Here is a 13253-nt window from a genome sequence, read left to right on the forward strand (position 1 = left end):
AATTCGTGTTATGAATTATTTTGAGTTTTATGGCATACCCGAGTCTTTCCATATTGAACCGGCTACGCTAAAAAAGAAGTTTTATGAGCTAAGTAAACTTTATCACCCCGATTTTTATGCCGGAGAAGATGAAGCTAAACAACAGGAAATATTGGAACTATCCACCCTAAATAATAAAGCTTACCAGGTTTTAACCGACCCGGCGCGCAGAATGGAGTACATTTTAAAGCTGCATGACCTGGTTTCTGAGGGTGCAAAACCACAATTACCGGCAGATTTTTTAATGGAAATGATGGATATTAATGAACGACTGATGGAAGTTGACGACTCGGGAGAGTTAGGATCTATAACAGCGGAAGTGCTTGCTATTGAGGGGGATATTAATGAAAAATTATCCGGATTAACTGCAGGTTATACCAAGCTTGACCATAGTGCGCAGGAAGAACGCCGCATAAAAATCGCAGATATTTATTATAGACAAAAATATTTGTTGCGAATTAAAGAGAGTTTAGATACATTTGCAGCCCGCCTGTAAGGGATCAACGATCACATTACAGCATAGTATGCCCAGCTGGCGGAATTGGTAGACGCGCTGGTCTCAAACACCTGTGGGAAACCGTGCCGGTTCGACTCCGGCGCTGGGTACTAACCGGGATCTGGTTAGAAAATTGAAGGGGTTGCTTGTAAAAAAGCAACCCCTTTTTTATTGACTTTCAGTACGTTATCATAGAACGCTGGATGGATAAAAGCGGTTCTAAGCATGCCATTACCATAAGTTTGATTGCCAGGCAGGGTTATTACGTTTAACTTGGATTATATCCGCGATGTATCGGATAATGACCTGAAAAAACCATAAGCTATTGTCTCCTCTTTACCAATTTGTTTTTTTGTATTCTGAAATTGGCGGAACGGTTCAATCAGATTTGTTTATCCACTTTCGTGAATTATTTTGGTGCGTTAAAGACCCCAGTTAAGGATTTTATAACCAGCGCTGAAACCGCTTCTCCAAAATCAAGCCCGGAATAATCCGGGTTAAAGCCGCCGATAAATGGTACTGCCATAATATAGATCCGTTCATTAAAAGCATTATATTCATCTACCGCCTGGAATGAATCATTAATCGTGATACCGGGAACATTCAGGTAATACCTGCCGTCACTATCGGTTTTAACTTTTTCATTGCCTTTATCATGCAAAGTTTTCCCATAGTTTTGATCCCGGAAATATAACCTGGCCCGGCTTACCGTTTTATTGTTGATCAGGCCGGGAAAAGGCAATTCTTCAAATGATAAATGCGGCTGACCGATACAATCTACAAAAGTTTTAAAGGTCTCATGCTTTTCCTGTCCGTCTATGCTATAGTGATATATAATACCGCCTGTTTCTACGGATTCTACTTCGTTATCATCACCAACCGCAACAATATTCAGCACACCCGCTTCGTGCATAGCCAGCATTTCCGCCGCTGAACTTTGCGGCACATAAGCGATCACCACGGATATCAGGGGCATTAACACTTTTTGTAACCGGAGCATATCTTCTGCACTAAAGTATTTGGCCGGGTAATTCATAGCGAAGCTTAATACACCCAGCATCTCTTTCCAATAGATCGACACCCGGCGCTTAATTGATTTTTCTGCCTCAGCATATTCTGCTGCTAACAATTGGAATGGGTCCAGCTTTTCCCGGAGCTCCATGACATCATTTACAAAATCCTCTAAAGTGAAATCTCTGATGCGCTCATAAAACTCCCGATCATTTTCTTTTATACCCAGCCTGAAATTCTTATCGAAAACATAATCGAGTGGCAAAAATCCATCATTGGTTGCTCGTACACTTTTGATTTCTTCCGCAGTCAGCACGGTATTCTTTCCAAAATGCGAGTCTTCTAAATGAAAACGCAATGCCGGCAGCAGGCCATTCCTGGAATGCATCACGATTTTAAAATTCGGTGTATCAGTTTTGACCGTGTAGGTGAGCTTACCATTTTTATCTTTAGCAAAATCACCGTTGTAACGTCCCAAGGTCCTGATGGCGTCAACCGCCGTAAGTGAAGAACCACGTACAGCTATAGGGTGGTCAGCTTTAAATCCAAGTTTGACCGGCGGATATGGTGAATCAAAGTAGCCCGGGATCTTTCCCTCATGTTTTTTGGGCCATAAATGGCCGGTACAGAGCACGATTGCATCAAAGTCACGCTTCTCCTGGTCATTGGCAATTACCGTGGTAATTTTGGTTTCTTTATCGTCAATGATATCAGCCACCTCTGTATTAAAGAGAATATTGGTTTGAATACCCTTATCCTTGGCTATCTTTTCCAGCATTTTAAATTGAGCTGTCAAATATTGACCAAATAGCAAACGGGGCAGTGTTTTGTATTCATTGAACCGAGAGGCATCAATATGGAATTTATCTAAAGTGTCCTTAGGTACTGTGTTGATCCAATCCGCAATTGAAGTAACAATTTCAGGGATCTCATTGCCGGATACATTAGTGATATGTTCATCATTTGCCCCTTCCATACTGTAAGGCATACCCTCGCCTAAGCGGCTTCGCTTCTCAAAAATTGTGATCTCCATATTGGGGAGATCTGCATCCACCAATCTTTTATAAATAAAAAGCGCGCTCGGGCCTCCGCCTAAAATTCCGATTTTAAAGTGTTGATGTGTTGCCATAATCTTAATTTTTGAATTCGAGCTAACAACATGTGTTCCAAACAAATGTGTGAGGCAGTGACGAATAAAGTTTTGCTCAGGGAAATACATTTTAGTGTTGAACTAAATAATTTAAGCTTCCTGATACTTGTGTAAAAAATTGGTCAGTTTTTAAACAATTTGTAGAAATAATCCTTTTATAGCTCGATATGGAAACGAAAACTTTAATCCCGGAAAATAAGGTCGCCGGAATGGGCGCGATAATAACTGATAAAGGCACTTACTTCAGGGTTTGGGCACCAAACGCAGAAGCTGTATTTGTAGTCGGAAGTTTTAACGATTTTGACAAAGGGGCTTGTCCATTAGAAAATGAAGGCAATGGTTATTGGGCGGGATTCGCTGAAAATGCCAAAGCTGGTGATGAATATAAATACTTCCTTCAAACTCCTTTTGGCGAGTTTTTTCGCAATGACCCCTATGCCCGGCAGATGACCAATTCTGTGGGTAACGGCGTGATCTACGACAGTAACCAGTTCGATTGGGGTAATGCAGAATATAATATGCCTTCCTGGAATAAATTGGTGGTATACGAGCTACACGTTGGCACCTTTAATGTGAAGGAAGAAGGTAAGCCCGGCGACCTTTACGGCGTGATCGAAAAATTACCCTACCTGAAAGATCTGGGCATCAATGCCATTGAGGTGATGCCGCCCTTTGAATTTCCCGGTGATTTTTCCTGGGGCTATAATCCCTCCCAGCCTTTTGCTATAGAATCAGCATATGGCGGGCCGGATGCATTCAAGAGCCTGGTGAAAGCTGCGCATGAATTGGGCATTGCAGTAATTCTCGATGTGGTTTATAATCATTTCGGCCCAAGTGACCTTGACCTGTGGCAGTTCGATGGCTGGTCCGAAAATAATAAAGGCGGCATCTACTTTTATAACGATTGGAAATCAGAAACACCCTGGGGAGATACCCGCCCGGATTATGGGCGTGCAGAAGTTCGCCAGTACCTGCGTGATAATGCGATGATGTGGCTGGAGGAATACCAGGTAGACGGGTTACGCATGGACATGATCCCATATATCCGTAACGTTCATGCAGATGAAAGTCCGGACAGCATGCTGGAAGACGGTATGAGCTTATTGCGGTGGATTAACAGCGAAATTGCTGAAAAATTCCCCTGGAAACTGACCATTGCAGAGGACCTGCACGGCCTTGATGAGATAACGGATAAAGTGGAAAACGGTGGACTGGGTTTTGGCGCACAATGGGACGGCGATTTTGTACACCCCGTTCGCAACGCCATTATCGCACCCGAAGATGAGGAGCGCGATATGTTTGCCATGGAAGCAGCGCTTATCCGGCGCTACAGCGGCAATCCTTTTCACCGGGTAGTTTACACCGAAAGTCATGATGAAGTGGCAAACGGTAAGGCCCGGGTAGCTGAAGAAATCGCTGATGGTGATGTCAATAATTACTACTCTAAAAAGCGTGCTTCGCTTGGGATGTCTATGGTGTTAACAGTGCCCGGTATTCCCATGATCTTCCAGGGTCATGAATTGCTGGAGGATCAATGGTTTTCGGATACCGACCCGATCGACTGGAAACGAAAAAAAGAATTTAACGGCTTCGTTAACCTGCACCGCGATTTGATACGCTTGCGTTTGAATTATAATGGACAAACCGATGGGCTAAGCGGGGAACATTCAGAAGTAATTAGAGTGGATAATGAAAAGAAAGTCTTGGTTTATCAGCGCTGGCAGGAAGGCGGTGCAGGCGATACCACCGTGGTCGTATTGAATTTTTCAGGGCAGGCCTATGAAGATTACCGTATCGGTATGCCCGATCTGGGGCTTTGGAAAGTTCGCTTCAACAGCGATTGGGAAGGCTACGATAAGGAATTCGGGGATTTTAAGGCTTTTGACACGGAAGCAGAGCAGCTGGAATGTGATGGCTATGCGCAATCTACAAACGTTGCCGTAGGTGCTTATTCAGCTATCATTTTGTCACAGGAAAAATAATGTTAATTTAAATTATTGATAAATATTAAATTATTAAACAGCGCCGGGTGTAAAGTAAAGACTAAGGGTTTATGTAGTAATAAAGTTGCCTTTAAAGGATAATTTGTTTCCTTCTAACTAAAAATCTAACTTTACTTTACATCCGGCTCGTCCTTTTAAACATTTAAAACTTGTTCAAGAAGGCTGTTTATTTATCGAATAAGTTTATATGTCTAAAAAACAATATGACTCGGACTTCTGTGGAAGTCTTCCTTTAAATCACATTAATGTTATTCAATCTTACGGCTATTTGCTGGTGGTCGAAAATCACACCTTCAAAGTTTTACAAGTGAGTGAAAACGCGGTAGAATTATTTGATAGGCCTTTACAGGAGATCATCGGAACGTTGCTTGGTGAAGAATTTGATCTAAGTCAGTTGAAGGAATTGCAGGGCCGTTTCGAAACTAAAGCCAATCAAAAAATTCCATTTACCATCATGATTAGCGACCGGAAAACTCCGGTATTGGCTCATTTCAAACCCGGCTATATCATTCTGGAAGTGGAGAAGAGCGAGGTGGAATATGAACGCACTTTCACGAAGGTTTTTGAAGAGGTGAAATATGCCATGGCGGCAATCGAATCAGCTTCATCGGTCATCGAGGTGAGCCAGGCTGCCGTCCATGAATTACGGAAAGTGACGGGCTTCGATGGCATTATGATGTACTGGTTTGATGATGACTGGAACGGTACCGTGATCGCTGAAGAAAAGGTAGATGAGCTTGAAAATTATTTAGGTCATACCTTCCCGGGTTCTGATGTGCCGAAGCAGGCGCGCGACCTTTATTTAAAAAATCCCTATCGGTTGATACCTGATCGTCAGTACGAACCGATCAGGCTGTACCCGGTGGTTAATCCGGTAACTAACGCGTTTATCGATCTTTCTGACTGTAACCTTCGTGGCGTTGCCGTCGTTCATCTGGAATACCTGAAAAATATGAACGTCAAAGCGTCCATGTCTTTCCGAGTGATTGACAACGATAAATTATGGGGCCTCATTGCCTGCCATCATATTGAGCCGCTCTATCTTAATTTTGAGTTGTGCGCAATATGTGAGTTGATCTCCTCGGTAACTTCTAACCGGATCGCTAGTATCCTGCATAAAACAGCACGGGAAATAGAAAGTGATCTCCAAAATCAGCAAACTGAACTTTTCGCTCAGGTCTATACGCTTAATGATATCAACAAAGGCTTATTAAATGCCAGGGGTAATAATTTAATGCACTTGCTTCATGCGACCGGCGTCGTTTCAAATTTCCAAAACGATTATCAGCAGATCGGCGCTGTGCCTGACCGGGACATGATCGAAAACTTGTTTCTTTGGCTTCAAAATAAGCAGGTTGAAAAGATTTTTTATACCGATCATCTGCCGGAACTTTTTGAAGAAGCTTTACCTTATCCTGAATTGGCGAGCGGCCTTTTAGCTATTCCCCTCAATCTTGAAAGCGGGGAATTTATTATTGCTTTTCGGCCTGAAGTTGTTCAAACTATTAACTGGGGTGGCGATCCAAATAAAACGATCAATTTTGAACCAGATGGTAAGAAATATCATCCTCGGGCATCTTTTAAGATTTGGAAACAACAGGTAAATAATACTTCCAGTCCATGGTCTAAACAGGAATTAGCTGTTGCTGAAAACTTGAGAACCTTTTTATATGAATTTATCACCAAATCTAAAGGTTAATTAAGTGACTGATATTAAACAAAATTATTTTCTGGGTGCCAGGTCCGCAGAACTTTGTGTGGTAGCTATTGGTGCGTCAGCCGGTGGTTTGGAAGCAATCAATGAATTTTTTGACCATATGCCGGAGGATTCCGGGCTTACCTTTATCGTTATCCAGCATTTATCGCCGGATTATAAAAGCTTGCTGGTAGAATTGGTGGCAAAACATACCACTATGCAGGTTTTCGAGGCAGCTAACGATCTGAAACTTCAGCGCAATTGTATCTATATCATTCCTAATAAAAAGTTGATGACCATTAAAGGTGCTAAGCTTAAACTGGCCGATAAAATAGCTGACAAATCCCCGAACACTGCGATCGATCATTTCTTTTTTAGTTTAGCCCAGGATAAAAAAGATAAAGCCATCGCCATTGTATTATCGGGTACAGGCACCGATGGTTCTAAAGGGATTGCGGCAATCAAGGAATTCGGCGGAACGGTTATCGTCCAGGAACCAACTACGGCAAAATTTGATGGTATGCCCAATAGTGCAATTACCTCCGGTAATGCAGATCATATCGCGGCACCTAAAAAAATGTACCTGGAACTGGAATCTTTTCTGAGTAAAAGAGCTGAACCGGAATTGAATGAGGACAATTTCGATAATGTTGTCCTTAACGAATTATTTCGGCTGGTAAGTGCCAGCAGTGGTCAGGATTTCGACCTCTATAAAACACCAACCATACTGCGGCGGATCGCACGGCGGATGAATGTGGTGGAAGTTGCCGATTTGAAAGCTTATGTAGAATTCCTAAAAGAAAATGATAAGGAAATTAAACTTTTAGCCAAAGATTTCCTGATCAATGTGACCAAATTCTTTAGGGATAAGCCAGCTTTTGAGATTATGGCGAAAGATATCATTCCGGAGATTATCAGTCATAAAAAAGACGGCGACCTGTTCAAGATATGGGTTTGCGCCTGTAGTACTGGTGAAGAAGCTTACACTATTGCGATACTGATTGATGATTGTTTGGATAAGGCCGGGAGGCACCTGGACGTCAAAATCTTCGCCAGTGACCTCGATGATGCTAGTATTGAAGTGGCCGCAAAGAACAGCTACCCGTTGACCATCGCCAAAGAGATCCCGTCACCACTACTGAAAAAGTATTTCATAAAAGACCGTACCTCCTATTCTGTTATTCCTGCGATCCGTAAACAGATCGTTTTTGCCAAGCATAACGTAGTAAAGTCACCGCCTTTTATTAAGAATGACCTGATCACCTGCCGTAATATGCTGATCTACATGAATAATGTGTTGCAGCAAAAGATCATGGCGACTTTTCATTTTTCCTTACTGAAAGAAGGTTATTTATTTTTAGGTTCCAGTGAAAATGCTTCGGGCATAAAAGATGGAATTACGGAGATCAACGGCAAATGGAAGATCTATCAGAAAACGGGAACCATCAATTACGGGCTACATCATACTTACACAACAGTTACGCCGCTGATCAAAAAAGCACCGGAGAAAAAAGTAGTTAGCAATGCCTTACCTGAAAATACGGTGGAGCAGGATTTTTTAAATTTGATCGTTGAAGAGTTTGATTCGGTTGCGGTATTTATTGACAAAAATTATACAGTCCGGGATACGATCGGTAATTACCGGCAATACCTTAATCTACCGGAAAAGAAGATCGATCTGAATATATTGAACCTGGTTAGCCGCAACGTCGCCGTGATCCTGAATACCGCCATTCGTAAAGCCTGGAAAGAGAACAAAAAAACATACCTGAACAAGATCAGGATGAGCCGGGCTGGTGAGGATGTGTTTTTGCAGATCACCGTAAAGCCACCCGAGCCTGCCTCAACCCATGGCTATACCATTCTGATGCTTACGGAAAGTAAAGCTGAGCCGGGCAACAGGGAGGGCATTGCACTTTCCCCGATTGGGCCGGAAGATCAGCAGGAACATTTACTGGAGGTGGAAGCGGAACTGATCGAAACCAGATCAAATCTCCAAATGGCTGTCGAGGAAATGGAGACCACTAATGAGGAACTCCAGTCCAGTAACGAAGAACTGATGTCGGCCAATGAGGAATTGCAATCCGGTAATGAGGAGTTACAGTCTTTAAACGAGGAGTTGCACACTTTAAATACGGAACATCAGGCTAAGATCAGGGAACTGGTTGAGTTGAATGATGATCTTGATAACTATTTTAAGTCAACCGATATTGGCCAGATCTTTATTGACAGCAACCTTAATATCCGCAAATTTAACCCGGCAGCGATCAAGCTGGTTAATCTGATCAACGCAGATATTGGCAGGCCAATCAACCACATTTCCCGTAACATCCAGTACGACAATTTTATCAATGATATTCACGCCGTTTTAGCAAACGGTTCCACCATTGAAAAGGAAATAGAACTTATAAGCGGGGCGACCAATCTGATGCGTATTATGCCTTATATCCGCAAGGATAGGCAGAAAGACGGCGTAATAGTTTCCTTTATTGATATTTCCAGAATTACGGAACTCAGTAACATTATTTCCGGTGTATTTAACGCCAGCTCTGCTGCTATATTTGCTTTTAAAGAGATTCGCGAAGACGGCAAAAAAGTATTAGATTACAATTGTATCGCTTATAACGAAGCTGCGCTATCCTTACTATCGCAAACAAATGCTGAGTTCGACGCAAATCCTTCCTATAAGTCACTAGCGCTCATTTCAGGTACGATAAGTTTGGATAAGCTGTTTCATGTTGTTGATACCGGCAATCCTTTACAATCCGAACTCCAGGTTGCTGATGGCAATTGGTACCAGGTACTGACGGCAAAAATGAATGACGGTTTTGTAATGAGCCTGACCAGGGTAACAGAAAGAAGAAACGCAGAACAAAAACTTCGTAAAAATTACCAGGAATTGATCACTGTTCGTGAAGGCCTTAAAACGCTTAACCTGGAATTGGAAGACCGGGTGAGTGAGCGAACCCGAAAGCTGGCCGAAAGTGAGGAACGGTTTAACCTGGTGGCTAAAGCGACCAATGATACCATCTGGGACTGGAACCTGGTAGACAATACGATGTGGCGGAGTGAAACTTTTGTCAGCATGTTTGGCTATGAGCGGAATGAAGTGGCCAACTCTATTAATTTTTGGTACGACAAAATTCACCCCGAGGACCGCGAGCAGGTTAAACAAAGCGTCAATGAGGCCATTAACAGCCATCAGAAACAATGGACTTCGGAATACCGGGTTCTGAAGGCCGACGGTGATTATGCGTTTATTTTGGACCGTGTCAGTATTTTGGAAGATGAATACAGTACGCCATTCCGCCTGGTAGGTTCTATTGTAGATGTCACCGCCCGAAAGGAAGCAGAGATCCGCCGTATCGAATTGCTTGACCTGATTAAAAAACAACGCGACGAATTTTACAGCATCTTTAATAACGCGCCGGCCTTGATCACGATCAGGCGGGGTACGGATCTGATATATGAATTTGCCAATTTATCTTTCCGCGAATTTGTTGGCCAGGAAGAGTACATCGGTCGTAAGTCGGTAGATGTGCATAACGAATTTAACCAGCTGGAACTTTCAGCAATTGAACAAAAGGTGATCACCAATGGCGAAGCCTATATAGGTAAAGCCTGTCATTTAAAGAAAAAGGCTCTGGGGGATAATGATGTGGAGGACTATTGGTTTGACCTCATCATCAACCCGGTATATGCGGCTAACGGAGAAATAGATGGTATTGCTTTTTTCGGATTTGATGTAACCACTTTGATCCGTGCTAACGAGGCAACGGAAGAGCTGATGCACAAAAAAGATGAATTTATGAGCATCGCCAGTCACGAGTTGAAAACACCCGTTACTAGTTTGAAAGGATCACTGCAGATCTTGCAGCGAATGGCCGTCAAATTGGAAAAGAACGACCAAATGATTTCATTCATTGAGAAAGCGGCTAAACAGACCGGTAAACTGACCGTGTTGCTCGATGATCTTTTGGATGTAACCAAAATCCAGGAAGGTAAACTATTATTGAATTATAGCCGCTTTGATGCCTGGAGCATGGTCAAAGAAAGCGTGGACGAAGTACGGGTTCAGAGTCATTCCCATGAATTGATCATTGATGGCGACGAATGTATCATGGAGATCAGTGCTGACCGCATCAGGTTAGAACAGGTGATGAATAATTTTCTGACCAATGCCATCAAATATTCTCCCAATGGTAAAAAGGTAGTCGTTAAATGTGCTATCGTTAAGAATGAATTTCGGGTGGATATACAGGACTTTGGTATCGGTATACCTAAAAGTAAAAAGGATTATCTGTTTGACCGGTTTTACCGGGTGCAGGAGTCATCTACGCACTTCGCCGGTTTGGGTTTAGGATTATATATAACTGCGGAGATCGTGAAACAGCACCACGGTACTTTAGGCGTGGAAAGTAGCCCGGGTGAAGGTTCGACCTTTTGGTTTTCCGTGCCTATTCATGGGGGTCATTAAATTTTAAAAGGTATATTTTATATATGAATTCAACAAACCGCAAAATCATAATATTTGATGACGATGAATATGTTGTATCAATCTGCCAGTATATTTTAGAAGAAAATGGCTGGGAGGTTCATTTTTATACGGACTGTATTAATGCAATTGAGAAGGTTTCGGCAGTTATGCCTGATATCATCCTCATGGATAACTGGATTCCTGATGAAGGCGGAATTGTTACCACTCAACTATTAAAAAGTTCGCCTGCTTTAAAAAACACACCGGTAATTTATTTTTCCGCCAATAATGATATCCAAGCTTTAGCCAATACTGCCGGAGCGGACGCATTCCTGGCTAAGCCATTTGATCTGGAAGATTTAGAAAGGATTATTGAAGCTAATTTGAGAAAGGATTAGACCCAAGTCTTATTATAGTTACAGTGTTTTATAATGAATATCAAACCATTCGCTAAATTTCTGAAAAGTTTGATTAGCGGAATTGATCACCTGTTCATTTGTCTCCGGTGAATTCAATTTATCTAGCGCAGATTTAAAAGAAGCCCACATCTTCATCGTATCATCCCCATACCCGTTAAAAAAAGAGGTAGCGTAATTTTCAGCAATACCTAATTGCTTACCCAGCATCTTCTTAATGATCTGGCCACCAAGCGTTGAACCTTCCATGACATATAAAGCACCTAAGGCTTCTGCCGTATTGGTAATGTTGGGCAAATGGTCATCACTGGCGAACATTGGAGTTTTGGCTTTAAGAATTAGCAGATCAGAGGATAGCAAAACCGCCTTCCTTCTTTCAATATAATCAGGCAATGTTTTAGCGCTGATATGTGGATTGATCAAATTTTCCAGTCCACCAAAATAGCTGTAAAATAATTGCAGCAACAAAGCATAATCTATTACACTTTGCATAGACCGCATTTTACCGACCAGTTTTTTTTCCAGTTCCTGGTGCTTAATTAAAGTTTGTTCTTTTAAATTTTCTGACAGCATGTTATACGGCTAAGGTAAAGGTTTTTGCTATCGTATCACTATCTTCTTCGGTTAAAAAGCGTAGTGGATCGTACAATAAGGAATCATCTCCGTACAAAGATTGACCAGCTCATCCCACTAATTCTCTTTTAAAATTACTTTTGTAGCGAACATTCCGCTACCCGTTTTGGCTGTATTTAACCTGCTGGATATCCGGTCGCCACAAGGCATCTGTGCAGTCTATGAACTTTAATGGAATAACCTTTGATATCCTGCTGATATTAAGACCGGGAGGTCTTGTCCATGAAACAAGTTTTTTACTGCGGCAGCCCAGGGTGACGCCAATCAAAAAATTTAAGACATAAACTGTGCCGTTGTTTAATTATTAAAATTATCGTTATAATATATTTATTTAATTAAAAAGTAGATTTTGGACTTAAAATTGTATGTAGGTTAGTTCACCATATAAAAATCTACAACTATGTTTCACCACGTCAAATCTCTACAATTCAATGCCAGGGTTTCCCGCCCTGATCCACGCTTTGCAAACCTTTTATTGGAGCAATTCGGTGGAGAAAACGGAGAGCTGGCCGCAGCCATGCAGTATTTTACACAAGCATTCGGCGCGAAGGTGCCGCACCCGGACAAATACGATATGTTGATGGATATCGCCACCGAGGAATTTAGTCACCTCGAAATTGTCGGCGCTACTATACAGATGTTGTTAAAAGGGGTCAATGGCGAATTAAAGGATGCCGCTGAACAAAGCGAGATCATGGTAGCCATGAATGGGAAGGCTGAAAAAGAAAGTGTTATCCATGCCGCTCTTTCTGCCAATCCCCAATTCCCGATCATAACCGGTGGCGGTCCAACGCCAAGGAATAGCCAGAGGATTCCCTGGTGCGCGTCATATATTAATTCAAACGGCGATCTGACAGTTGATTTACGCACGAATCTGGCATCTGAATCAAGAGCCAAATTGGTTTACGAGCACCTGATGAAATTTACGGATGATCCATATATCCATGAAACACTTTCTTTCCTCATGACCAGGGAAGTGACCCACTACAAAATGTTCGAAGCAGCTTTAAATAGCATCCAGCCCAATTTTCCTCCGGGCGTTCTTGCAGCAGACCCTCGTTACTTGCAAAACGTCTACAACTTATCGGAAGGCAGCGTTCGTGGTCCTTGGAACGAAGGTGAGATCAAAGGTATGGGCAAAGATTTTGTCTACATAGAAAAACCTTTAGAGCAGGTTCAGGAAACTCAGGGCCAGACCAAACTGGCTGATGATTTCATCAAGGAGTTGAAAGATACTGAAAAACTGGACAAGGAAATGAGCGCTGTAAAAAGTGCCGAAGTGAAGGATGCTGAACCAAGAGGCATAGCACAATGGAGTACCTATTAATCTTA

General features: G+C 42.3%; 8 protein-coding genes and 1 tRNA gene. 7 read left to right on the forward strand and 2 right to left on the reverse strand.

Translation table 11 applies throughout. The annotated features are described in order from the left end of the window. Positions 1–10 precede the first annotated feature (10 nt). Both hscB and AC1D0K_RS01110 read left to right on the forward strand, forming a co-directional pair. Positions 11–535, forward strand: coding sequence for a Fe-S protein assembly co-chaperone HscB (gene hscB / locus AC1D0K_RS01105; RefSeq protein WP_477442743.1), 525 nt, complete (start codon positions 11–13; stop codon positions 533–535). A gap of 30 nt (positions 536–565) precedes the next feature. Beyond that, positions 566–645: transfer RNA gene (locus tag AC1D0K_RS01110), tRNA-Leu, on the forward strand. A 299-nt stretch (positions 646–944) separates the two neighbouring features. On the opposite strand, the gene AC1D0K_RS01115 is transcribed toward AC1D0K_RS01110, so the two are convergent. Next, entirely contained in the window at positions 945–2675 is a 1731-nt protein-coding gene (locus AC1D0K_RS01115) for an FAD/NAD(P)-binding protein (protein ID WP_477396749.1), read from the reverse strand. A 188-nt stretch (positions 2676–2863) separates the two neighbouring features. Between AC1D0K_RS01115 and AC1D0K_RS01120 the strand changes: the two genes are divergently transcribed. From AC1D0K_RS01120 to AC1D0K_RS01135, 4 genes are all read left to right on the forward strand, one after another. Beyond that, on the forward strand, positions 2864–4678 hold the full coding sequence (locus tag AC1D0K_RS01120; RefSeq protein WP_477396752.1) for an alpha-amylase family glycosyl hydrolase: 1815 nt from the start codon (positions 2864–2866) through the stop codon (positions 4676–4678). A gap of 208 nt (positions 4679–4886) precedes the next feature. Next, a complete protein-coding gene (locus AC1D0K_RS01125; protein WP_477396754.1) occupies positions 4887–6398 on the forward strand; it encodes a GAF domain-containing protein in 1512 nt (503 codons plus the stop codon). Between the two features lie 4 nt (positions 6399–6402). Further along, positions 6403–10872 (forward strand): chemotaxis protein CheB, encoded by a 4470-nt coding sequence (locus AC1D0K_RS01130; protein WP_477396756.1) that lies wholly within the window; start codon positions 6403–6405, stop codon positions 10870–10872. Between the two features lie 23 nt (positions 10873–10895). Beyond that, positions 10896–11270, forward strand: coding sequence for a response regulator (locus AC1D0K_RS01135; RefSeq protein WP_477396758.1), 375 nt, complete (start codon positions 10896–10898; stop codon positions 11268–11270). Between the two features lie 18 nt (positions 11271–11288). Here the strand turns inward: AC1D0K_RS01135 and AC1D0K_RS01140 are convergent, their stop codons facing one another. Further along, positions 11289–11861 (reverse strand): biliverdin-producing heme oxygenase, encoded by a 573-nt coding sequence (locus AC1D0K_RS01140; RefSeq protein ID WP_477396760.1) that lies wholly within the window; start codon positions 11859–11861, stop codon positions 11289–11291. 460 nt (positions 11862–12321) lie between these two features. Between AC1D0K_RS01140 and AC1D0K_RS01145 the strand changes: the two genes are divergently transcribed. After that, on the forward strand, positions 12322–13248 hold the full coding sequence (locus AC1D0K_RS01145; protein ID WP_477396762.1) for a manganese catalase family protein: 927 nt from the start codon (positions 12322–12324) through the stop codon (positions 13246–13248). Positions 13249–13253 lie beyond the last annotated feature (5 nt).

Source organism: Mucilaginibacter sp. P1_A3 (assembly GCF_056406855.1).